We start from the raw sequence: 23,544 nt of genomic DNA on the forward strand, positions 1-23,544 counted from the left end.
GGTCAGCACCAGGTGCGCGTTGGCCGCCGCCTCCGACCCCGCAGCCGGCGGCCAACGCGCACCTGGTGCTGACCCACGCCACCGTCGCCGAGCGCCAGGGCTACACCGGCGCCGGCTACCGGATCGGGGTGATCGACACCGGCGTCAACCGCAACCACCCGGCGCTGGCCGGGCGGGTGGCGGCCAACCTCACCTATGTCTCCTCCAGCGGCAACAACCTCGCCGTCGACGACGTGGTCGGCCACGGCACCACCGTGGCCCAGCTCGCGGCGGGCGCGGCGGGGGGCGGCCGGCCGGGCGGCGGGGCCCCGGGCGCCACGATCCTCTCGGCGCGGATCATCAACGACGAGGAGCCCGACGACGACGGCTCGGGGCAGGGCAACGAGGTCACCGGCGCGATCGGGATCAAGGCGATCAACCAGGCATTGGCCGACCGCGGCATGCGGATCATGAACAACTCCTGGGGCGGCCTGTACTGGAACCAGGCCTCGGCCACCGCGGCGATCGCCGACGAGTACCGGTTCTTCATTCGCGACCATGACGGCCTGGTGGTGTTCGCCACCGGCAACGAGAGCCGTGCCGACCCGACCGACATGGCCGCCCTGCCGAGCCAGCCCGGCGCCAACGGCAGCCTGCCGGCGGCCGACCTGGCGCGCGGCTGGCTGGCGGTGGCGGCGCTGGACACCAGCAACCCGACCCAGCTGGCCTACTACTCCAACGCCTGCGGCATCGCCCGCGACTATTGCCTGGTCGCGCCGGGCACGGCGGTGTTCACCGGCCACGACGACACCGCCGGCAACCCCAGCTACTGGTACGGCAGCGGCACCTCGTACGCGGCGCCGCTGGTGTCGGGCGCGGCGGCGGTGGTCTGGGAGAAGTTCCCGTACTTCGACAACGCCCTGGTGCGGCAGACCCTGCTGGGCACGGCCACCGACCTGGGCGACCCGGGCGTGGACGCGGTGTTCGGCCACGGCCTGCTGAACCTGGGCAGGGCCCTGGGCGGGCCGGCGAGGTTCGACTGGGGCGATGTCGGCGTCGGCTTCGACGGCAGTTCGACCTGGAGCAACGCGATCGGCGGCGCCGGCGGCCTGGTCAAGCGCGGCCAGGGCACCCTGGCCATCGGCGACGGCGGCGTGGCGCTCGACTATCTCGGCGACACCCGGATCCAGGGCGGCACCCTTGAGATCCGCGGCGCCTTGTCGGCCTCGGACGTGTACGTGGACGCGGGCGGACGCCTGGCCGGGACCCGCCACCTGGGCGCGGACCTGGTCAACGCCGGCGTGGTCGAGATCGGCGCGGCGCAGGCGGCCGGGACCGGCCTGACCGTGGCCGGCGACTACCTGCAGCAGGACGGCGGCCGGCTGGCGATGACCCTGGGCTACGGCGCCCTGCAGGTGCAGGGCAAGGCCACGATCGAGGGCGGCGACGTGCACGTGCTGGGCGTGCGCGACGGCTACGTCACCCAGGTGCGCGAGGACGTGATCAGCGCGGCGGGCGGATTGAGCGGGCGCTTCGACGGCCTGACCAGCGCCGCGGGCGTGTTCCTGGATGCCTCGCTGCTGTACACCAGCACCCAGGCCTGGCTCGATGTGCGCCGCCTGGACGTCGGTGCGGCGGCGGCGAGCCTGCAGGGCATCACCCCGGCGGCGCTGGCCGCGGCGCAGCGGGTGGAGGCGGCGTTCGACCAGGTCGATGCGCAGCAGGCCGGGGAGGGCGGCACGATCGCCGAAGGTTTCGTGCGGGTCGCCGGGCAGTTCCAGCGCACCGCCGATGCCGGCGCCGCGGCCGCCTCGCTGCGCAGCCTGTCCGGCGAGGCGCACGCCGCGGCCGCGGCGGCCACCTTCGACAGCCTGGACCTGGGCCGGCGGGCGCTGTCGGCGCGTTTCGGCGAACTGGCCGGTGGTGACGCCATCGCCGGCGGCTGGGCGCAGGCGCTGGATGCGGCAGGCCCGGTGCAGGCCGGCATGGCCTCGCAGCTGGACGGCTGGATGATCGGCCAGGACCTGCGCAGCGGTGGCGCTGCCGTCGCCGGCCTGGCCTTCGGCGAGAGCCGCAGCGACGCGCGCAGCCAGGGCCTGGCCGACCGCAGCCGCGAACGCCAGACCCGCGCCCAGGCCTACCTGGGCACGCACTGGGACCGCGCCTACCTGCTGGGCCAGTTCGGCGCCGGCCAGTGGCAACGGCAGATCGACCGCGAGCTGCGGCTGGGCGAGGTGCGCTACGGCGTGCACAGCGATTACGCCGGCGACTTCGCCGTGGCCGGGCTGGAAGCGGGCTGGCGGCTGCCGGCCGGGGCCGGCGCGCTCGTGCCCTACCTGGCGTTCGAGCACGCACGGGTGGCCAGCGACGGTTTCCACGAGGCGGGCGCGGAGGGCTTCGGCCTGCGCAGCGACGGCAGCGTCGCCCGGCGCAGCCAGGCCATCGCCGGCCTGCGCGCGCAAGGCGAATGGGGATGGCTGCGTTTGCACGGTTACGCCGAGTGGCAGCAGACACTGGCCAGCGACGGGCTGGAGATCCAGGCCAGCTTCGTCGGCGTGGACACGTGGTCGCCTCTGTCCGGCCAGGATCCGGCGCGCTCGGGCGGACTGTTCGGGCTCTCGGCCCAGGCCTGGCTGTCGCCGCGCGCGAACCTGTCCCTGGCCTGGGACCAGCGCTTCGGCCCGCGCGGGGACGCGAGCCTGGTGTCGCTGCGCTACGCGTTCGGGTTCTGACCGCTCAGCCGCGGCCTTCGAACAGCTCGCGCCCGATCAGCATGCGCCGGATCTCGTTGGTGCCGGCGCCGATCGCGTACAGCTTGGCGTCGCGCAGCAGGCGGCCGGTGGCGAATTCGTTGATGTAGCCGTTGCCGCCCAGCGCCTGGATCGCCTCCAGCGCCACCTGGACCGCGGCCTCGGAGGCGTGCAGCAGGCAGCTGGCCGCGGCCGCGCGCGAGGCGTGGCCGCCGTCGTAGTCGCGCGCGACCTGGTAGGCGAAGGCGCGCGAGGACTGTAGCGCGGTGTACATGTCGGCCAGCTTGCCCTGCATCAGGCCGAAGCTGCCGATCGGCGCGTCGAACTGGCAGCGCTCGCGCACGTAGGGCAGGGCGATGTCGAGCGCGGCCTGCATCAGCCCGATCGGCCCGCCCGATAGCACCAGGCGCTCGGTGTTCAGGCCGCTCATCAGCACCCGCACGCCGTGGTTCACTTCGCCGAGCACGTTCTCCTGCGGGATCGCGCAGTCCTCGAACACCAGCTCGCAGGTGTTGGAGCCGCGCATGCCCAGCTTGTCCAGCTTCTGCGCGGTGGAGAAGCCCGGCATCCCGCGCTCGACGATGAAGGCGGTCATGCAGCGGCTGCCGGCGTCCTTGCCGGCGGTGCGCATGTACACCACCAGCACGTCGGCTTCCGGGCCGTTGGTGATCCACATCTTGTTGCCGTTGGCGATCCAGACGCCGTCCTTCAGCTCGGCCGAGCAGCGCATCGAGCCGACCACGTCCGAGCCGGCGCCCGGCTCGCTCATCGCCAGCGCGCCCTTCCATTGCCCGCTGCACAGCTTCGGAAGGTACTTCTCCCTCTGCGCGTCGCTGCCGTTGAGGAACAGGTTGGACACGCACAGGTTGGAATGGGCGCCGTAGCTCAGGCCGACCGAGCCGGAGGCGCGCGAGATCTCCTCCATCGCCACCAGGTGGGCCAGGTAGCCCATGCCGCTGCCGCCGTATTGCGGGTCCACGGTCATGCCCAGCAGGCCCAGTTCGCCCAGCTTGGGCCACAGGTCCTGGGGGAAGGCGTTGTCGTGGTCGATCCGTGCGGCGCGTGGTGCGATCTCGGCCTCGGCGAAGCGGCGTACCGCCTCGCGCAGCGCGTCGATGTCCTCCCCCAGCTGGAACATGCGGATCGGGCCCCTCCGCCCGGATGGTTTCATTTGAACCAGTCTAGTGGCGCGGCCGTCGCCGCACACGTGCGGGTGCAGCAATGGGGGCTCAGTGCTCCCCGCGCAGGTGCCGCATCCGCGGCTGGGCCCGGCCCATCGGCAGCTTGAGCCGGCCGATCGACTCCAGCCGCGCCTCGGCGATGCGGTCGGCCGCGTACTGCGGGCTGATGCCCTCGCGCTCGGACAGGTCGTAGATCCTGGAGACGTTGTGGTAGATGCTGCGGATCAGGCGCATCGCCCGCTCGCGGTTGTAGCCGTCGATCTCCAGCGAGACGTTCATCACCCCGCCGGCATTGACCGCGTAGTCGGGGGCGAACAGGATCCCGCGCCGGTGCAGCTCGTCGCCGATGGCGTGGCTGGCCAGCTGGTTGTTGGCCGAGCCGCAGACGATCTTCACCTTCAGCCGCTCCAGGGTCTGGGCGTCGATCGCCCCTTCCATGGCGCAGGGCGCGAACACGTCGGCGGCCACGTCGTAGATCTCGTCCGGGGCGACCGCCTCGGCGCCGTACTCGGCCACCGCGCGCTCGACCTTGGCCGGGTCCAGGTCGGAGACGAACAGCTTGGCGCCGCGCTCCTTGAGCAGCTTCACCAGCTCCATGCCGATGTGGCCCAGGCCCTGCACCGCGATGCTGGTCTTGGCCACCTCCTCGTGGCCCAGCTTGCGCTGCAGCGAGGCCATCAGCCCCTGCAGGGTGCCGTAGGCGGTGAACGGGGCCGGGTCGCCGGAGCCGCCGTGGACCTGGTGTACGCCGGTGACGAACTCGGTCTCCAGGTACAGCAGCTCCATGTCGTTGACGTCGGTGCCCACGTCCTCGGCGGTGATGTAGCGGCCGCCCAGGGCCTCGACCGCGCGGCCGAACGCGCGCAGCAGGGCCTCGCTCTTGTCGGCCTTGGGGTCGCCCAGGATCACCGCCTTGCCGCCGCCCACGTTCAGCCCGGCCAGGGCGTTCTTGTAGGTCATGGTCCGGCTCAGGCGCAGCACGTCGCGCACGGCGTCGGCCTCGTTGGCGTAGGGACGCATGCGCACGCCGCCCAGGGCCGGGCCGAGCACGGTGTTGTGCACGGCGATGATCGCCTTCAGGCCGGCGTCGGGGTTGTTGCAGAAAACGACCTGCTCGTGGCCGGAAGTGGCGAGGGTTTCGAAAAGCATGTCTGGCTCCGCGTCGTGTCGCATGCGGTGGCGGGCAGTGGCGACGTGGCCGGGTGGCGGTGGGCTGGGACCGGTCGGAAACAAAAAAGCGACACCGGGCCGGGGGAGGGGGCGTGGGTCGCGGTGCGCATTCTACCCCTGCCTTTGCGGCAGGTTCGCGGCACCGCTTGAATGAAACGAACGGTCGTGCTATTCAAGCCGCCATGAATCCGCCTCCCGCCACCGCCGCCACCCCCAAGGGCGCCAGCACCCGCGGCATGCTCCTGGACCGCGCCGCCGACATGGCCTCGCGGGTCGGCCTGGAGGGCGTGACCATCGGCGAGCTGGCGGCCATGGCCGGCATGTCCAAGAGCGGCGTGTTCGCCCATTTCGGCTCGCGCGAGGACCTGGTCCGGCAGACTTTGGACTGGGTGGCGGGGCAGTTCGTGGACGCGGTGTTCCTGCCGTCCCTGCGGCAGCCGCGCGGCCTGCCGCGGCTGCAGGCGATCGTCGAGGCCTGGATTGGCTGGATCGACGCGCATCCGGAAGGCTGCGTGTTCCTCGGCGCTGCGTTGGAGTACGACGGCCGCCCCGGGCCGATGCGCGAGCACGTGGCCGCGCTGACCGGGCGCTGGCACCAGGCCCTGGAGCAGGCGACCGCGATGGCGGTGGAGCAGGGCCACCTCGCCGCTGCCACCGATCCGGCCCTGGTCGCGTTCCAGCTGCAGGCGCTGATGGACGGCCTGCACCACGCCCGCCTGTACCGCCCGGCGGATGCGACCGCCCTGGCCCGGCGCGCGGTCGCCGACCTGCTGGCGCGCCACGCCGCCACCGCCGCGCCTTCCACCGCTTCCTGATCCTTGGAGAACCCGCCATGTCCACGGCCGCATCCCTGGCTTCGCCGAAGAAAAGCACGACCGTTCGATCCTCGGCCGCGTCGCGCCTGCTTCGCTGGGGCTTCGCCCTGGGCGGCTGGCTGATGCCGGAGGCCACCGTGCGCCAGGCCTCGCGCCTGTTCGGCACGCCTGCGCCGTCCTCGCGCAGCCGCGCCCAGGCGGCGGACTGCGGGGATGCTGTGCTGGGCGAGGTACGCAGCGAAGGCGAGGCGGTCGCCACCTACGTCTGGGGCGATCCAGCCCGGCAGCCGTATGTGCTGTTCGCCCACGGGTGGTCCAGCTTCGGCCTGCGCTGCCGGCCGTGGGTGCAACCACTGCGCGAGGCCGGCTACGCGGTGGTCGCGTTCGACCAGCCGGCGCACGGGCGCAACAGCGGCGGCCGGCCGTTCCTGCCGGCGTTCGCCGCCGCCTTGGCCGCGGTGGCGCGCCGGCATGGCCCGCCGGCCGCGGTGGTCGCCCATTCGATGGGCGGCGCCTCGACCCTGCTGGCGCTGGCCGCCGGCGTGCGCACCGATCGCGTGGTCCTGCTCGCCCCGGCCGCCGACCTGCGCGCAGCCGGCGGCCGCTTCGGCCAGGCGGTGGGCCTGGCGCCGGCGCTGGTGGCGCGGATGTTCGAGCGCTTCGAGCGCCAGGTCGGCGCCCCGGTCGACAGCTTCGCCGCGCACCTGCACGCACCGGCGATGGGCGTGCCGGCGCTGGTGGTGCACGACCTCGAGGACCCGGACGTGCCGTGGGAGGAGGGCGAGCGCTACGCGCGGCTGTGGCCCGGTGCGCGCCTGCTCAGCACCCGCGGCCTGGGCCACCACCGCATCGCCGGCGACCCGCAGGTGATCGAGGCGGCATTGCGCTTCCTGCGCGGCGAGACGGTGGGCGAGCGGGTGGTGTCGTCGCCGAACCTGCGCTTCGGCTTCGCCTAGGACGGCGGCGCCGCGGGCAGGCCCGCTTCCCGGTGGACGATCTCCCCAAGGCGTCCACGGCACGGGGAGCGGGCCTGCCCGCGGCGCTGCGAGGTTCCATGGGCCTACGCTGCACCGCACCCATCGGTTTCCCGTGCAAGTAATAGACTCGGGCCATCACGGTCCGGGACATCGCACGCATGAGCACGCCCGCCAGCCACCTTTCCGGTGCCCGCCCGGACGCCGGCGCCGCGACCTCGCCGCTGCGCTTCGTCACCGCCGCCAGCCTTTTCGACGGCCACGACGCGGCGATCAACATCATGCGCCGGCTGATCCAGGCGCAGGGCGTGGAGGTGATCCACCTAGGCCACAACCGCAGCGTCGAGGACGTGGTCCGCGCCGCCCTGCAGGAGGACGCCGACGCCATCGCCCTGTCCAGCTACCAGGGCGGCCACGTCGAGTACTTCAGGTACATGGTCGACATGCTGCGCGAGCGCGGCGCCGGCCACGTCCGCGTGTTCGGCGGCGGCGGCGGCACGATCACGCCGGAGGAGATCCGCGAACTGGAAGCCTACGGCGTCGAGCGCATCTACCACCCCAACGACGGCATGAAGATGGGCCTGGTGGAGATGATCGAGGACGTGGTTGCGCGCGCGGCGCGCAATCGTGATTCGTCATTGGTGATTGGTGATTTGAAAGGGCACTCGCATCCAGCCATCGATGACGAAATCGCGATCGGCCGCATGATGTCCGCCATCGAGGACGGCGCCATTTCCGAAGCCGAGCTGGCCCTCTTGCGAAAAGGCTGGACGAAGCCGCGCCCTTCCGAATCACCAGGCACCAATCACCAATCACCTCCGCCCACGCCAGTGGTCGGAATCACAGGCACCGGCGGCGCCGGCAAGTCCTCGGTCACCGACGAACTGCTCAACCGCTTCCTGGCCTGCTTCCCGGCCATGCGCATCGCCGTTGTCTCGGTCGACCCGACCCGCCGCCGCAGCGGGGGTGCCCTGCTGGGCGACCGCATCCGCATGAACGCCCTGCGCAGCCACCGCGTCTACATGCGCTCGATGGCCACCCGCCGCCAGAACGTGGCCACCAACGCGGTGCTCAAGGACTGTATTGCTTATCTCAAGTCCCTGGGCTTCGACCTGGTGATCGTGGAGACCGCCGGCATCGGCCAGTCCGACTCGGAGATCGTGGACCTGGTCGACCTGCCGGTGTACGTGATGACCTCCGACTACGGCGCGGCCAGCCAGCTGGAGAAGATCGACATGCTCGATTTCGCCGATCTGGTCGTGCTCAACAAGTACGACCGCCGCGGCGCCGAGGATGCCCTGCGCGACGTGCGCAAGCAGTGGAAGCGCAACCGCCAGGCGTTCCAGGCCCGGGACGAGGACATCCCGGTCTATCCGACCATCGCCAGCCAGTTCAACGACCCCGGCATCGGCTGGATGTTCGCCAACCTGTGCCGGCTGCTGCGCGACAAGACCGGTGCGGGCGAGGGCGGACGCTGCGACTTCCGGCCGGAGATCGACACCACGCTGAAGGAACCGCGCGCCACCGTGCTGATCCCCGGCAACCGCGCGCGCTACCTGGCCGAGATCGCCGAACAGGGCAGGGCGATCAACCGCCGCATCGAAACCGAGGCCGGGACCGCCAGCCGCGCGCAGTCGTACTGGGAATCGCTGCGCGAGCTGGGCGACGAACTGCTGCCTGCTCCCTTGGACCTGTACGCCCCCGACGCCCTGCTCCCCTCTCCCGTCGGGAGAGGGGCCTGGGGAGAGGGTACGCCGGCCGACGTATCCCGCAGTACTCCGAACCCTCACCCCAACCCCTCTCCCGAGGGGAGAGGGGCTCAAGTGACTGCGGACTACACCTTGCTGACTTTGCGCCAACGCTACAACGACGCCCTCCAGTCCCTCTCCAGCGAATCCCTGCGCCTGCTGCGCGAATGGCCCGCGCGCCTGAAGTCCATCACCGACGAGGCCACCGAATACCAGGTCCGCGGCAAGCCCATCCGGGTCGAGAACTACCGCGAATCCCTCAGCCACCAGAAGGTCCCCAAGATCGCCGCCCCCACCTACCGGAGCTGGGGCGAACTACTGACCTTCCTCGGCAAGGAGAACCTCCCCGGCAGCTATCCCTACACCGGCGGCGTCTCCCCCTACCGCCGCACCGGCGAAGACCCGATCCGCATGTTCGCCGGCGAGGGCACGCCCGAGCGCACCAACCGCCGCTTCCACTACCTGTCCGCCGGCCAGCCGGCCGCGCGCCTGTCCACCGCGTTCGACTCGGTCACCCTCTACGGCGAGGACCCGGCGCCGCGCCCGGACATCTACGGCAAGATCGGCAACTCCGGGGTCAACGTGCCCACCCTGGACGACATGAAGAAGCTGTACTCCGGCTTCGACCTGTGCGCCCCGACCACCAGCGTGTCGATGACCATCAACGGCCCGGCGCCGATCATCCTGGCGATGTTCATGAACACCGCCATCGACCAGCAGGTGGAGAAACACCTCAAGGCCGACCCGCAGCGCTGGGCGCAGGCGCAGAAGAAGATCGACGCGTTCTTCCAAGGCAGGGAGCGCCCGCGCTACCACGGCGACCTGCCGCCCGGCAGCGACGGCCTCGGCCTGGCCCTGCTCGGCCTCACCGGCGACCAGCTGCTCGACCCGGAGACCTACGCCCGGATCAAGGCGCAGACCCTGAAGACCGTGCGCGGCACCGTCCAGGCCGACATCCTCAAGGAGGACCAGGCCCAGAACACCTGCATCTTCAGCACCGAGTTCGCCCTGCGGATGATGGGCGACATCCAGCAGTACTTCGTCGACCACCAGGTCCGCAACTTCTACTCGGTGTCCATCTCCGGCTACCACATCGCCGAGGCCGGGGCGAACCCGATCAGCCAGCTCGCCTTTACCCTCTCCAACGGCTTCACCATCGTCGAGTACTACCTCGCGCGCGGCATGCACATCGACGACTTTGCGCCCAACCTGAGCTTCTTCTTCAGCAACGGCATGGACCCCGAGTACACCGTCATCGGCCGCGTCGCCCGCCGCATCTGGGCCCGCGCCATGCGCGAGCGCTATGGCGGCAACGAGCGCAGCCAGATGATGAAGTACCACATCCAGACCTCCGGCCGCTCCCTGCACGCCCAGGAGATCCAGTTCAACGACATCCGCACCACCCTGCAGGCCCTGTACGCCCTGTTCGACAACTGCAACAGCCTGCACACCAACGCCTACGACGAGGCCATCACCACGCCCACCGAAGAGAGCGTGCGCCGCGCGGTGGCCATCCAGATGATCATCAACAAGGAGCTGGGGCTGAACTTCTGCGAGAACCCTTGGCAGGGCAGCTTCGCGGTGGAGTACCTGACCGACCTGGTCGAGGAAGCGGTCTACAAGGAGTTCGAGGCCATCAGCGAGCGCGGCGGCGTGCTTGGCGCCATGGACACCATGTACCAGCGCGGCAAGATCCAGGAAGAGTCGATGTACTACGAGCACAAGAAGCACGACGGCTCGCTGCCGCTGGTGGGCGTCAACACCTTCCTGCCCAGGGAACACGCCGGCGAAGTCGCCACCGAGATCGAGCTGATCCGCTCCACCGAGGGCGAGAAGGCGCAGCAGATCGAGAACGTGCGGGGCTGGCAGGCCAACCGCAATCGCCTGGCCCCGGAAGGGGAGACCGCCACCGGCCATATCGCCGGGGCCGACGAATCAGGCAGCGGGCTGGCTGAACATGTTCACGACGGCCACGGCCTGGCGTATCTTCAGGACACGGCGCGCAGGCGGGGGAACGTCTTTGCGGCGCTGGTGGAAGCGGTCAAGACCCACAGCCTGGGGCAGATCAGCCATGCGCTGTATGGCTTGGGCGGGGAGTATCGGAGAAATATGTAATGCCGCCCGGGCCTTGAGTTGCGGGGCATCGTGGCAGCCGTCCTGGCAGCCGGTGCGAAGCCCAGCTGGATTCACCGTTGGGTGGCGTAAAAGATAACTAACTAGAGAGTCGCAGGATATGGATTCGGTTGTCATAGAAGGCTTCAGAAAGGTCTGTCAGTCACTGAAGCTCGCTCGTCGAGCCGAATTGGTAGATCCCGACAGTAACGATCTTTTGATCGACTCGCTGTATGTGGATCCGTTGCCTGGAAACGGTGTGCTCCAAAGTGCATTGGATCCACACACCACCTTTTTCATCGGAAGAAAGGGGTGTGGTAAGTCCACGGTATTCCAGAAGCTGCAGAGCGAAATACAGCAGAAGAGCGCGATCACGTCTGCGTACATAGATATTAAAACTGTGTTCGAGTCCTGCCAGATCGATCCGGCCCTTGCTCTGAAGTTAGCGGCAGCACCAGATGCTTTGCCCCCGGATGCTGTGGAGCGTCTTTTGCTTCAGCGAGCATTCCTCGAGTCATTGGTTTCTGAGCTTAGGGTTCAGCTAAAACGTAAATTCTCAGGCTCGCTCTGGGGAAGGTTGAAGGGGCTGTTTGGGTCGCACTCGGAGCTTGATGCTCAGTTAGATGAGCTTGTCAGGTCTCTTGAAATCCCGAGCTTTGACAACGTTGTGGCGTTACACAGGCCTAAGGTGGCCGTAAGTTCAGAGCACTCGAAGAAGGAGCAAGCTGAGATCGGGGCAAAAGTAAGTGCAACGAGCCCGGTGATCTCTTTCGGTGTTTCCGATGAATTCGTCAAATCGGGGGCGTCAGCAGAGGAATATACGCAAATATTTCTCCGTACGATGAATGTCAAGGCATTCATTGCAAGATTGCGCGAGTTTCTTGAGCGTGCGGGTTATACACGCCTTTATGTGCTCATCGATGATTTTTCAGAGCTCCCTCAGGAGAGCATGAAGTTCGTAGTTGATGTTCTATTGGCGCCATTGAATAACTGGTCGGAAGAGCTGGTAAAGTTCAAGATTGCGGCTTATCCAGGGCGTATTTATTTCGGTGACATAGATAAGACAAAGATTGACGAAGTTTATCTAGATCTGTTTAAGTTATATGGGAGTAGCGATGTTGGAACGATGGAAGAATCTGCCATCGATTTCACGCGGCGACTCGTCGAAGTTCGTTTCGATAAATTTCTAAAGAACCGGCTCGGCGAAGTGTTTGCCTTGGAGGATGGGGAAGTGTGGCGTCACCTCTTCTATGCGAGCATGGCAAACCCTAGAGTGCTCGGGTACGTACTGCATTTCTGCGCGGATCTCGCGCTTATTAAGGGCAAGAAAATTTCTGTTTCTGTCATTCAAGACGCCGCACAGAAATATTATGAAGAGAAAGTGGAGGAGTATTTTAGGCTTGGCAAATTTCTTCATGACACATTTGCAGAGAGATTGTCTCTATATAGCTTAAAAGAGCTTCTCGAGGATATCGTCAAGCGCAGTAAAGATCTTCGGCAGCATTCATCGGAGGTCTTTGCGACGTTCTCGGGCAATCCTTTCACGAGCCACTTTCATGTGCCAACAGAAATGGAGCAGCTCCTTCGGACGTTGGAGCTCAATTTCTTTGTGACGAAGTATTTCGAAATGTCCGATCGTTCGGGCCGAAAAGTTTCGATCTTTGCTCTCAATTATGGGCTTTGTAACAAGTACTCGATTCGCTTCGGTCGGCCGATTGGAAAGAGGGAGTGGCGCCTTTATCCCGTAGAGAGGGTGTTTGATTATTCTCCCATCGTTCTTGCCTTTCTTAATCGAAACCAAGAAATAAGTTGCGCTTCTTGTGGTGCAAAGTTTCCAGTTGAGATGCTCGAAGCAATTAAGATGTTCAAGATGCGTTGTCCGGAATGTGTGAGTGGTACTGTCTCCGTGGTCAATCTTTCAAAGAAGTACGCGAGAGATGTGGAGGCGATCTCGGGCGAGGTTCTACTGGATAAGTTGGAGCTCGGGATTCTAGCGGTCCTCAATTCGGAGGGTGATCAGATGAAGCCGGGTGATATTGCTATGGAGCTCGATTGTTCTCATCAGTTGGTTGGTAGGAGGGCAAGGACTTTGGCTGAGAGATCTTTAATTGATCGGCCTTATCAAGGTGCTCAGCGTGTCTATAGCCTTAGAGATCTGGCAAGGTCGGCGTATTTCTCGAGATCGTCCGCAGATGATCTGGACGTCTGATCTAGAAGCAAAGGTTGGAATGCGCTTTCGACGGAACCGGTGTCAGAGCGCACTTTCACTTGAGTTGGGTGCAACCTGAGATCGGAATGCGCTTTCTCGCGGGGTCGGGGTCGGCACCGCGGAATGCCATGGGACGCATGCCACTGGGGAAGGTCACACCAATGCGTGAACATAGCCGTGGTGGATGCTACGGTCGGTCTCTCCGTACAGAAATCCAAGGATTGCGACGTCCCCTCATGGCCTGCCGCCTCACCGCCTCGATCCTGACTTCCGCCCTGATCCTCGGCATCGCCAGCTGTGCGGCGCCCTCGGCGTCCGATGCGCCGCCTCCCCAATCTGCTGCTGCGGACCAAGGCAAGCCTCCGATCACCAAGTTCAAGGCCTACACCCAGCGCTTTGCCGGCGAGACGTTGCTCACCCAGAGCCATGCGACCGGCCACGTGGGCGACCTGTTCTTCACCCACTGGAAGGATGGAGGCGAAGCCTCGTTCAAGCTGGACGAGCAGGGCAACTTCAAGATCGACTGGATTGGCGGCAACTACAACTATGTCGGTGGCCCGGGCTGGGAAAGCGGCGACCGCAACCGTGTGATCGGCTACCGCCTCAACGAGGACGCCGGCGCGAGCTACGTGACCCTCTATGGCTGGGGCTACGAGAAGGCGATGGATCCGGCCGATCCCGCCCACCTGGTCGAGTACTACATCATCCAGCGCTGGGTCCGCACGCCAGCCCAGGGTGGTGAGCAGGGCATTTCCTTCGTCAGCGACGGAGTGGAGTACACCACCTGGCGCACCGTGCGCAGGGAAAAGCCCTCGATCAACAACACCGCCACGTTCTACCAGTACTGGAGCAAGCCCAAGGAGCAGATGCCGCTCGGGGTCGACCACAAGATCGTCTTTGCCGACCACGTGAAGGCCTGGGAAGCCAACGGCTGGAAGCTGCCCGACATGGACAACTTCGACGCCAGCGACGACCCCACCTACCAGGTCTTCGCGGTCGAGGTCTTCCTGGTGGAAAAAAGCGGCACCGCTTCAGGGCGGGTCTGGGATGCGGGCAGGTAATCGCTGCAGCGCCGGCCGCGCCCAAGGGCGCGCTCCGGCCGAACACTTCCTCGTGCTGGGGTGATGTCCGTGGAGGCCGTCGTCAGCCCGCATCCCCCTGCGACGGCTTCCACTCCGGCCCCGCATTGGTATTGACCATCCACGGGATCCCGAAGCGATCCACCAGCGAGCCGAACCCGGGCGACCAGAAAGTCTCGGCGAACGGCATGACCTGCTTGCCGCCGGCCGACAGCGCCTCGAACCAGCGCCTGGCCTCGTCGATGTCGTCGGTGTGCAGGGTGACGTCGAAGCCGTTCTTGGGCTTGTCGATGTTCGGCGCCCAAGCCAGGTCCATGTCCGCGCCCATCAGCGACTGGTCGCCGACCTCCAGCCAGGCATGCATCAGCCATTCCTTGTGCCTGGGGTCGGTGATCTCCATGCCGGGCATGCCGTCGCCGTAGGGGAAGGCGGCGGTGATGCGCCCGCCCAACACCTGGGCGTAGAACTCGAACGCTTCCCGGCATTGGCCCTGGAAGCTGAGGCTGGTGACGATCTTCATGTGCGCTCCTTGTGGTCGGTGTGGCCGGGGGCCGGCGATGGGCCGCGGTGCGTGGATGTCCCGGATTCAACCAGGCGACGGGCAGGCACGGCGTGGATCGACAGTGGTGCAGCGCCGTCGCCTGGGACGGGATGCCGATGACCGCCATCGTGCCCGGGCTGCCCGGGGCGGTAGGCCGTTGTCGCCGGCACCCACCTGGCGTTGCTGCGGCATGCTCCGTGGCGCTGGACTGGCCGCTCGTGCTTCGGTGACCATACCGCATGCCCACCTCCACCCCATCCGCGCACCTGCTGCAACTGCTGCCCGAGGCGGTGGTGCAGACCGATGCGCTGTGGGAAATCGCTTACCTGAACCCGGCTTGGCACACGCTCACCGGGCATCCGGTGGAGGCGGCGCTCGGCCGTTCCCTGCTCGAGTTCGTGCATCCCGACGATACCGGCACCTTGCGCTCGGGCATGCCGGTGTTCCGGCTGCGCTTCGCCGATGCGGGCTATCGCTGGATGCGCCTGCAGCTGCATCCGGAGACGGATGCGGCCGGCCGGGTGCTCAGCCGCCAGGGCGTGCTGATCGAGATCACCGAGGTCACCGAGCAGGTGCTGGTGGAAGTGCGCCAGCGCTTCCTGCGGCTGCTGGAAACCATCGATGGCGTGGTCTGGGAAGCCGAGATCGGGGTGGGCAACACCTTCCTGAGCCCCCAGGTCGAGCGGCTGTTCGGCTACACCGTGGAGGAGTGGCGCTCGGACCCGGGCTTCTGGCGGGCGCATGTGCACCCGGACGACCTGGCCGAGGCGCTGGTCATCGACGATGCCGCCTACAACGCCACCCACAGCCATGCCTACGAGATGAGCTACCGGCTGATCGCCAAGTGCGGCAAGGTCGTGTGGGTGCGCGACCTGTGCCGTGCGGTGGTCGAGCCGGGGCGGCCGAACCGGATGATCGGCCTGATGATCGACGTGACCCGGCAGAAGAACACGGAACTGGAGTTGCTGCGCTCGGACACCCGCTATGCGCTGGCCACCCGCGGTTCCAACGACGGCATCTGGGACTGGGACCTGCGGACGGACGCCCTGCACGTGTCCGGGCGCTTCCAGGAGATCGTCGGGCTGGGCGGCACCGATCGCGTGCATGACGGTGGCTGGGATTTCCTGCAACAGCTGATCGACCCCGATGACCGCGAGCGGGTGCAGGCGGCCTTCCGCCGGCACCTGTCGGGGGACAGCGCAAACTTCTCGGTCGATTTCCGCGCGTTCCACGGCTCGGGGCGGCGGGTGTGGGTCAACTGGCGCGGGGTGGCCCGGTTCGAGGACGGTGCGGCCGTGCGCATGGCCGGCTCGCTGAGCGACCTGGCCGAGCGCGGCAGTTCCTACGACGCCCTGACCAACCTGCCGGGCCGGCCGTTGTTCCGCGATCGCCTCGCGCATGCCATTGCGCTGCACCGGAACGAGGCGGAAGAAGAGGATGCCGCGTCGGCAACAGGCAGGAACACGATGTTCGCCGTGCTGCTGCTGGACCTCAACCGGTTCAAGGCGGTCAATGACACCCTCGGGCACCACGCGGGCGACCAATTGTTGCAGCAGGTGGCGCGCCGGCTCGAATCCTGCGTGCGCAGCGGCGACCTGGTCGCGCGCATGAGCGGCGATGAGTTCAACGTGCTGCTGGAATCCATCGAACCGGCCGAAGCCGCCGAACGTGCCCGGCAGATTGCCGTCGCCCTGCAAGAACCCTACGTGATCGAGGCGCACACCGTGGCCGGCGGCGCGAGCATCGGCCTGGTCTGCAGCGGCTCCGGCCTGACGACGGCCGATGACTACCTGCGGGCCGCGGACGCTGCCATGTACAGGGCCAAGAGCCAGGCGTCGGGCGTGTGCGTTTTTGTCGCGGAAGGGCGAAAAGACGCCAGGGACATTTTCCCTGAAACGGAGTGGGGTGATGCAAGGGCCGAGTAACGTAGCACGCGTGAAGGCGGTGGGCCCATTTGCGGCCAGTCAGCGTCGGTGGTGTGATTCGATGCGACTGGCGAAACTTGGGGTGCGAATGTTTAAGTACATGGTGCTCTGCGGCTTTCTGGTCGTTGGGTTCGTCCTCGTTCTTGATCCGTGGCCTCGTTACCTCGGACGCGTCCACGGCGAGGTGGTCAAAGTAGAAGGAGGAGGACGATTCTCGGGACCCTCCACCAACATCCAGGTGCGATTGAAAGAAGGCGCGATCATTCCTGTGACGATCGCAGACGCCGACGTAAAGAAGGGAGATGTGGTGGTACTTCTGGCATACGAGAGTCGCATCTTCACGCGGCGCAGCTATGACGTATCAATGGAAGGACTTGCGCGAAATACGGTCGATGGTGCGCCGAGGAAGTAGTTGATCTCGTGAGATCGGGAACGTGCATCAGCCAATCCTTGTGCCTGGGTCGGCGATCTCCATGCCCGGCATGTCGTCGCTGTAGGGGAAGGCAGCGGTGATGCGCCGCCAAACCTGGGCGTAGAACTCGAAGGCTTCGCGGCATTGGTCCTGGAGGCTGAGGCTTGGTGGCGATCTTCATGTGCGCTCCTCGTGCTCGGTATGGCGGGGAACCGACGATGTGCTGGGTGCGTGAATTGCCCCCGATTCAACCAGGCAACGGCGAGTACGGCGTGGATCGACAGTGGCGCAGCGCCGTCGCACAGGGTGCAATCGCCATCGCGCCAAGGCTGCCTCGGGGCGGCATGCCCGCGGCGCTATGATCCGGCCGGACCCGCCGCTCTTCCCGAAGGAGACGCACCATGAGGTTCCTGCAAGCCGCAGCTCTTGCCGGCGGGCTCGTCTTGGCCGCGCCTGCGAACGCCGGGGACCCGGCGCCGCCCTCGCTGGCCGGGCGCTGGGCACTGGAGGTGGACCGCATGAGCCAGCCGCCGGAAGCGCGCCCCAGGAGCGTGACCATCACTTTCAAGGACATCGGCCCGGCTTGGCGCATGGACGTGGCGATCACCGACCCGGCCGGCGCCGTCCTGCGCATGGGCACCGACCTGCCCGAGGACGGCGGTCCCGTCACCTTCGAGCGCAATCCGGAGGCCGACAGCGCCTCCATGCGCATGCCGTCGCCCGGGGTGATGGTGCTGGGCCTGGCCCGCGACGGTATCCCGGCCTCGACCCGCGTCTACAGCGTGTCCGCCGACGGCGCTGCCATGACCGAGGTCGCCTCCTACCTGGATGCGGCACGCAGGCCGTTCCTGCGCGTGAACCATTTCGTCCGTGTGCCGGAGGGCGAGGGGACGCGCTAGCCCGTCGACAGGCATGGTCGCGGCGTATCACGCGCGGCGTCCGATTCACCTACGCTTGTGCACCTCTGTCTGCCACCGCGGCGATCCGATGTCTCCCACCCCCTGCGTCGCCGCCTTGATGATGGCCCTGGCAGTGGCCTTCGCCGGCCGCGCCGGCGCTTCGCCGCCGGTGCCGGTCCGCGACGGACAGGTCGTGCTGCCGCAGGAGCAGGACGGGGCGATGCCGCGTTCGGTGGTCCAGCCCAGCGGGCAGGGCACGAAGGTGGGCGCACCTGCCTTCGAATACGACTACCTGCCGCCGGCCTCGCCCGGGCTGCAGGAGATCCACGAGCGCGTGCTCGAGGCCGACCTGTGGCGGCAGGTGCCGGAGGTGCAGGCGATCGACGGCATGTTCGCGCTGCCGCGCCGCCTGCGTTTCCTCACCGCCGAGTGCGGCGGGGCCGACGTCTTCTATCACCCGGACCGGGCCGAGATCGTGCTGTGCTACGAGACCCTGCGCGCGCTCTATGAGCAGGGGCAGGCGCACCAGTTGGCCATGGGGCTGGGCGAGGATCACCCGCTGCACTACGTGCGCGCCAACGTGCGCTTCATGGTGCTGCACGAGACCGGCCACGCCCTGGTGGAACTGCTGGACCTGCCCGTCACCGGCCGCCAGGAGGACGCGGTGGACCAGCTGGCGGCGATCCTGATGCTGCGCTTCGCCGGCCTGGACGAGACCCCGGCGCAGGTGATCGACCACCTGCGCCTGGCGGCGAACTGGATGCTCTCGCGCAGCACCGGCGCCTACGACCTGGACGCGTACGCCGACGAGCACGCGCTGGGTGAGCAGCGCTTCTTCAACCTGCAGTGCCTGATCTACGGCACCGACCCGGAAGGCTTCGCCGGCATGGTCGACGCCGGCGACCTGACCGCCGCGCGTGCCGCCAGCTGCCCCCGCGAGACCCGCAGCGCCAGCCGTGCCTGGGTGCGCCTGCTGGTGCCGCACCTGGCGCCGGGATACGAGGCGTACGGGGAGGAAGCCGCGCGCTATCTGGGGCGTGGCGGTTGAGGCGCCCGCGACCGGTTACGATGCCGTTCCCCCGCTTTGCCTTACCGACCCCATGAGGGCCCGCTTCCCCCACGCCCCCCGGGCGGCATGAGCCGCACCCCGGACCGCCCGCACGCCGGGCCCGAATCGCGCAGCGAACGCCTGCAGCCGTGGACCTCGGCGCTGCTGAGCGCCGTGCTGCACACGCTCCTGCTGGCGGTGCTGCTGTACGCCGCCAAGCCGGTCGTGACCGCCCCGCAGGGCGCGGCCAGCGGCGGCCGGGTGCGCGTGGACTTCGTCGGCAATCCGTCCGGGGAGACTCAGCCGGCGCCGGTGCAGCCGCGGCCCTCGCCGGAGCAGGCGCGCAAGCCGCCGTCCAAGGCCGTGGCGCGGGAGCGGGTGGAGCCGCGCAAGCCGGTGTTGCAGGCGCAGTTCGTCGAGCCGCCGCCGGCGCCGCAGCCCGAGTCCCAGCCCAGCCCGGACACGGCCGCGGAGCGGCCGGCGCAGGCGCCCGCCGCCAGCTCGCCGGCGCCTGCCCAGCGCCGGCCGGAGACCTGGACTGGGCGGCCGCCGGGCCTGCTGGAGGAGGACGTCGCCGACGACGACGGGCGCTCGCGCGGGCCGGTCAATACCGGCGGCTACTTCCGGGACATGGCCGCCGGCGAGCCGAGCATGCAGGTGGGCGGCTACCAGATCATCTACGACCTGCTCGCCGAGGCGCGGCTGCGGGCATGGATGGAGCATGGCATGAAGGAGCTGTCCATCCCTTTGCCGGGCACCCGCTACTACATGGTCTGCCCGGCGGAGGTGGCGCAGCGGCGCGAGTCGAGCAAGTGCCGGTTGCTCGATCCGGGCGACCCGGAGATGCAGGCCATCGGCGACGCGCGCCAGGTCGTGGCGATCATGGCGGTGTACAAGCAGGGCGAACTGGTCTGGCGCGGGCCGGGGCCGTACCGGTAAGCGCACGTGGCGGTGCGGTACGCGGCGAGGGTAGGCAGCCTTCGCGCTGCAGTCCTGCGCCTTCGCCCGGGTCTCACGCTGCCGCGCCGAAACTCGCCGGCAGTCGGCAGGCGGAGCAGGCATGACGGTCGGAACGGTCCGGATCGGCTGCGCGGGATGGTCGATCCCGCGCCAGCATGCGCACCTGTTCGGCGAGGGCGAGAGCGTGCTCGCCCGCTATGCGACGCGGTTCGACGCGGTCGAGGTGAACTCCTCCTTCTACCGGCCGCACCAGGCCAGGACCTACGAGCGCTGGGCGGCGAGCGTCCCGCGCGGCTTCCGGTTCTCGGTCAAGGTGCCCAAGGCGATCTCGCACGAGCTGCGGCTGCGGGCGGCCGGCGATGCGCTGGACCGCTTCCTGGGCGAGGCCGGGTCCCTGGGCGGAAAGCTGGGCGGCTACCTGCTGCAGCTGCCGCCCAGCCTGGCGCTGGATGCGCGCACGGCCTCGGCGTTCTTCCGCGCATTCCGCCGCCGGTGCCAGGCACCCCTGGCCTGCGAGCCGCGCCATGCCAGCTGGTTCACCGCCCAGGCCGAGGCGTTGCTTGTCCGGTATGCGGTCTCGCGGGTGGCGGCCGATCCGGCCCCGGTGTCGGAGGCGGCCACGCCGGCGGCGGACCCGGCCTGGCGCTACTGGCGATGGCATGGCTCGCCGCGGATGTACTACAGCGCCTACTCCGACGCGGCCCTGCGCGAACTGGCGCAACGCGCGATGCCGGGCAGGCGCGCTGCGACCTGGGTGATCTTCGACAACACCGCACAGGGATTCGCGGTGGCCGATGCCGCGAGGCTGCAGGCACTGCTCGATGGGGCTCTTCGCGGTAACGGCTGACCGCGTGGCCGACACCCGCAACAGGCAGGGCGACGTGCAGCCGGGCTGAAGCGATACCGGCAGGTTGTGGTCGCCCGACGCTGCGGCTAACGTTACCTCATTGGCCACAGGGGGCCGTGGAAGGGGACGCGTCGATGCTCAGGTCTGCGGTGTTGCTCGGGATGTGCCTGCTGCTGTGGGGCTTCGCGCCCGGCGTGGCGGCGCAGGAACGGTTCGTGGCGATCCCCGCCGCCGAGCAGGTCGCGCGGATGGGTACCGGGGTCAACATCCTCGGCTACGACCCGTACTGGCGCGAGGGCGGGCAGGGCAACTACCGCGAGGAACACTTCAAGGCCATCCACGACGCCGGGTTCCGCACGGTGCGGGTGGTGCTGTTCACCTTCCGTCACCTGGACGCGGGCGGCACGCTGGACCCGGCCTGGCTGGAAAAGCTCGACTGGGTGGTGGCGATGGGCCGCAAGCACGGCCTGGTCGTCATTCTCGACGTGCACGATTTCGACGATTGCGCCAAGGACATGGCCAACTGCGCGCCACGCCTGGAGCAGGTCTGGTCGCAGCTGGCCGCCCGCTATGCCGACCAGCCCGCCTCGCTGGTGTTCGAACTGCTCAACGAGCCGCACGGCCAGCTCGACGCGGCCGCCTGGAACGCGCTGTTCCCGCGGCTGCTGAAGGTCGTGCGTGCGAGCAACCCCACCCGCAACGTCGTGGTCGGGCCGGTGAACTGGAACAACTTCCGCGCGCTCGAGCAACTGGAGCTGCCCGCGGACGACCGCCACCTGATCGTCACCTTCCACTACTACGAGCCGTTCGACTTCACCCATCAGGGCGCGAGCTGGGTCGAGGAGCAGTTCTCGCGGCTGAAGGACGTGCCGTTCGGCACGCCGGAACAGGTCGCCCAGGTCGGCCGGGATTTCGACGCGGTCAAGGCCTGGTCGCTCGCCCACGACCGGCCGATCCTGCTGGGCGAGTTCGGCGCCTACGACAAGGCGCCGATGGACAGCCGCGTGCGCTGGACGGCGACGGTGGCCCGGGCCGCGGAGGCGCGCGGCTTCGCCCGGCTGTACTGGCAGTTCTCCAGCGACTTCCTGCTGTACGACTTCGGCCGCCAGGCCTGGGTCGAGCCGATCCTGCGCGCGGTGCTGCCCGATTCGCCGGAGCTGGAGCGCTGAGGCGCCGGGTCGGCCTGTTCCGGTCGCGCCGCTGCGGCCGCGCCGCCTTCAGCCCCGCCGCGCCGCCTCGATCGCGGCGACGTCGATCTTGCGCATCGTCATCATCGCTTCGAAGGCGCGCCGGGCGACTTCCGGGTCCGGATCGGCGATGGCCTCGGTCAGCACCCGCGGGGTGATCTGCCAGGACAGGCCCCAGCGGTCCTTGCACCAGCCGCAGTCGCTCTCCTGGCCGCCGTTGCCGACGATGGCGTTCCAGTAGCGGTCGGTCTCGGCCTGGTCCGCGGTGGCGACCTGGAAGGAGAACGCCTCGCTGTGGCGGAAGGCGGGGCCGCCGTTGAGGCCCAGGCAGGGGATGCCGAGCACGGTGAACTGCACCGTCAGCACATCGCCCTGCTTGCCGGCGGGGTAGTCGGAAGGCGCGCGGAAGATCGCGCCGACCGCGCTGTCGGGAAAGGTCCGGGCGTAGAAGGTGGCGGCGTCCAGCGCGGTGCCGTCGAACCAGAGGCAGATGGTGTTCCTGGCGATCATGGATTTTCCTGGGATGGATTGGACGGGGCCAGCGTAGGGCGCGGCGGTCGACGGCAGGTCAAGCCGCCGCCGGCCGATTGCGCGCCGCCGGGTTGTTGCGTTCCGGGCCGGCCATTACCTTGTCGATCCACGAAGCCGCGGATCGACATGATGCACAGGCGACAGTTCCTCGGAAGCACCGCCCTGGCCGCCGCCGCGCTGGCCTTGCCGCTGGCCCGCAACGGCCAGGCGCAGGCGGCGACGCCGTCGCGGATCCTGCCGCCGCCGCTGCAGCCGGGCGACACCATCGGCCTGGTCAGCCCATCGGCGGCCACCGACGACCCTTTTGACCTGCAGCTGGCGCGGGAGGCGATGGAGGCGCTGGGCCTGGAGGTGAAAGCCGCGCCGCACCTGGACGCGCGCCGCGGCCATCTCGCCGGCACCGATGCCGAACGCGCCGGCGACCTCAACGCGATGTTCGCCGACCGCCGGGTCAAGGCGATCGTCTGCGCCCGCGGCGGTTCCGGCGCCGCGCGCCTGCTGCCGCTGCTGGACTACCCGCTGATCCGGCGCAATCCCAAGGCGCTGCTCGGCTATTCGGACATCACGGCCTTGCACAACGCCCTGCTGTCGCAGGCCGGACTGGTCAGCTTCCACGGCCCGATCGGCTCGGGCAGCTGGAACACGTTCAATGCCGATCAGTTCCGGCGGGTGTTCTTCGGCCGCGAGCTGATGCAGTACCGCAACCTCTCCGAGCCGGGCGACGAACTGGTGCCGCGCCGCAACCGCACGGTCACCCTCACCGGCGGCACCGCCCGCGGCGAGCTGGTCGGCGGCAACCTCAGCGTGCTGGTCGCGCTGGCCGGCTCGCGCTACCTGCCGGATTTCCGCGGGAAGATCCTGTTCCTGGAGGACGTGGGCGAGGCGCCGTACCGGGTCGACCGCATGTTCAGCACGCTGCGGCTGATGGGCGCGCTGGAGCAGGTGGCCGGAGTGGTCTTCGGCGAATGCACCGAATGCGATCCCGGCGACGGCTACGGCTCGTTGACCGTGCCGCAGATCCTGGACGACTACCTCCGGCCGCTGGGCGTGCCCGCCTACCGCGGCGCGATGATCGGCCACATCCGCCAGCAGTTCATCCTGCCGGTGGGCGGCAAGGTGGAGCTGGATGCCGACGCCGGAACCCTGCGAATGCTGGAGCCGGTGTTCCAGGCCTGAG

General features: G+C 68.2%; 18 protein-coding genes. 14 read left to right on the plus strand and 4 right to left on the minus strand.

What is annotated here, in order from left to right; translation table 11 throughout:
• Nucleotides 1-2,711, plus strand: a 2,711-nt coding sequence (locus CSC62_RS18215; RefSeq protein ID WP_343039611.1) for a S8 family serine peptidase, incomplete at its 5' end; no start/stop codon positions are given.
• Nucleotides 2,712-2,715: 4 nt separating this feature from the next.
• Here the strand turns inward: CSC62_RS18215 and CSC62_RS14340 are convergent.
• Both CSC62_RS14340 and CSC62_RS14345 read right to left on the minus strand, forming a co-directional pair.
• Complete coding sequence (locus tag CSC62_RS14340; RefSeq protein WP_425502034.1) at nucleotides 2,716-3,900, minus strand: isovaleryl-CoA dehydrogenase; 1,185 nt, start codon at nucleotides 3,898-3,900, stop codon at nucleotides 2,716-2,718.
• A 58-nt stretch (nucleotides 3,901-3,958) separates the two neighbouring features.
• A complete protein-coding gene (locus CSC62_RS14345) occupies nucleotides 3,959-5,059 on the minus strand; it encodes a Glu/Leu/Phe/Val family dehydrogenase (RefSeq protein ID WP_162407372.1) in 1,101 nt (366 codons plus the stop codon).
• Between the two features lie 203 nt (nucleotides 5,060-5,262).
• Between CSC62_RS14345 and CSC62_RS14350 the strand changes: the two genes are divergently transcribed.
• The 5 genes from CSC62_RS14350 (at nucleotide 5,263) to CSC62_RS14370 (ending at nucleotide 13,999) form a co-directional block, all read left to right on the plus strand.
• The gene (locus tag CSC62_RS14350; RefSeq protein WP_162407373.1) at nucleotides 5,263-5,895 is read left to right on the plus strand and encodes a TetR/AcrR family transcriptional regulator; all 633 of its coding nucleotides are present in this window, start codon (nucleotides 5,263-5,265) and stop codon (nucleotides 5,893-5,895) included.
• 17 nt (nucleotides 5,896-5,912) lie between these two features.
• Nucleotides 5,913-6,851, plus strand: a complete 939-nt coding sequence (locus CSC62_RS14355) for an alpha/beta hydrolase (RefSeq protein ID WP_162407374.1) — start codon at nucleotides 5,913-5,915, stop codon at nucleotides 6,849-6,851.
• Nucleotides 6,852-7,030: 179 nt separating this feature from the next.
• Nucleotides 7,031-10,732 (plus strand): methylmalonyl-CoA mutase family protein, encoded by a 3,702-nt coding sequence (locus CSC62_RS14360; RefSeq protein ID WP_162407375.1) that lies wholly within the window; start codon nucleotides 7,031-7,033, stop codon nucleotides 10,730-10,732.
• Nucleotides 10,733-10,850: 118 nt separating this feature from the next.
• Nucleotides 10,851-12,938 (plus strand): methyltransferase family protein, encoded by a 2,088-nt coding sequence (locus CSC62_RS14365; RefSeq protein ID WP_162407376.1) that lies wholly within the window; start codon nucleotides 10,851-10,853, stop codon nucleotides 12,936-12,938.
• Between the two features lie 221 nt (nucleotides 12,939-13,159).
• Nucleotides 13,160-13,999 (plus strand): glycoside hydrolase family 11 protein, encoded by an 840-nt coding sequence (locus CSC62_RS14370; RefSeq protein WP_246194464.1) that lies wholly within the window; start codon nucleotides 13,160-13,162, stop codon nucleotides 13,997-13,999.
• An 82-nt stretch (nucleotides 14,000-14,081) separates the two neighbouring features.
• Here the strand turns inward: CSC62_RS14370 and CSC62_RS14375 are convergent, their stop codons facing one another.
• Complete coding sequence (locus CSC62_RS14375) at nucleotides 14,082-14,537, minus strand: VOC family protein (protein WP_162407377.1); 456 nt, start codon at nucleotides 14,535-14,537, stop codon at nucleotides 14,082-14,084.
• A 260-nt stretch (nucleotides 14,538-14,797) separates the two neighbouring features.
• On the opposite strand from CSC62_RS14375, the gene CSC62_RS14380 reads away from it, so the two are divergent.
• The 7 genes from CSC62_RS14380 to CSC62_RS14410 all read left to right on the plus strand — a co-directional run bounded on the left by CSC62_RS14380 (nucleotide 14,798) and on the right by CSC62_RS14410 (nucleotide 21,818).
• Nucleotides 14,798-16,483: a sensor domain-containing diguanylate cyclase gene (locus tag CSC62_RS14380; RefSeq protein WP_162407378.1), complete on the plus strand. Its 1,686-nt coding sequence runs from the start codon at nucleotides 14,798-14,800 to the stop codon at nucleotides 16,481-16,483.
• Nucleotides 16,484-16,544: 61 nt separating this feature from the next.
• Nucleotides 16,545-16,895: a hypothetical protein gene (locus tag CSC62_RS14385; protein WP_162407379.1), complete on the plus strand. Its 351-nt coding sequence runs from the start codon at nucleotides 16,545-16,547 to the stop codon at nucleotides 16,893-16,895.
• A 401-nt stretch (nucleotides 16,896-17,296) separates the two neighbouring features.
• Nucleotides 17,297-17,794: a hypothetical protein gene (locus CSC62_RS14390; RefSeq protein WP_162407380.1), complete on the plus strand. Its 498-nt coding sequence runs from the start codon at nucleotides 17,297-17,299 to the stop codon at nucleotides 17,792-17,794.
• Between the two features lie 88 nt (nucleotides 17,795-17,882).
• Nucleotides 17,883-18,842, plus strand: coding sequence for a DUF4344 domain-containing metallopeptidase (locus CSC62_RS14395; RefSeq protein WP_246194466.1), 960 nt, complete (start codon nucleotides 17,883-17,885; stop codon nucleotides 18,840-18,842).
• A gap of 87 nt (nucleotides 18,843-18,929) precedes the next feature.
• Complete coding sequence (locus CSC62_RS14400; protein ID WP_162407381.1) at nucleotides 18,930-19,781, plus strand: type II toxin-antitoxin system RelE/ParE family toxin; 852 nt, start codon at nucleotides 18,930-18,932, stop codon at nucleotides 19,779-19,781.
• A gap of 121 nt (nucleotides 19,782-19,902) precedes the next feature.
• Nucleotides 19,903-20,649, plus strand: coding sequence for a DUF72 domain-containing protein (locus tag CSC62_RS14405; RefSeq protein WP_162407382.1), 747 nt, complete (start codon nucleotides 19,903-19,905; stop codon nucleotides 20,647-20,649).
• A 134-nt stretch (nucleotides 20,650-20,783) separates the two neighbouring features.
• Nucleotides 20,784-21,818 carry a glycoside hydrolase family 5 protein gene (locus tag CSC62_RS14410; protein ID WP_162407383.1) on the plus strand — a complete coding sequence of 345 codons (1,035 nt, stop codon included), beginning with the start codon at nucleotides 20,784-20,786 and terminating at the stop codon, nucleotides 21,816-21,818.
• Nucleotides 21,819-21,866: 48 nt separating this feature from the next.
• Here CSC62_RS14410 and CSC62_RS14415 read toward each other — a convergent pair whose 3' ends face one another.
• Nucleotides 21,867-22,346, minus strand: coding sequence for a VOC family protein (locus CSC62_RS14415; RefSeq protein ID WP_162407384.1), 480 nt, complete (start codon nucleotides 22,344-22,346; stop codon nucleotides 21,867-21,869).
• Between the two features lie 150 nt (nucleotides 22,347-22,496).
• On the opposite strand from CSC62_RS14415, the gene CSC62_RS14420 reads away from it, so the two are divergent.
• Nucleotides 22,497-23,543 (plus strand): S66 peptidase family protein, encoded by a 1,047-nt coding sequence (locus tag CSC62_RS14420; RefSeq protein WP_162407385.1) that lies wholly within the window; start codon nucleotides 22,497-22,499, stop codon nucleotides 23,541-23,543.
• Nucleotide 23,544: the final 1 nt, after the last annotated feature.

The organism is Pseudoxanthomonas jiangsuensis, from assembly GCF_010093185.1.
GTDB classification, from domain to species: Bacteria; Pseudomonadota; Gammaproteobacteria; order Xanthomonadales; family Xanthomonadaceae; genus Pseudoxanthomonas; species Pseudoxanthomonas jiangsuensis.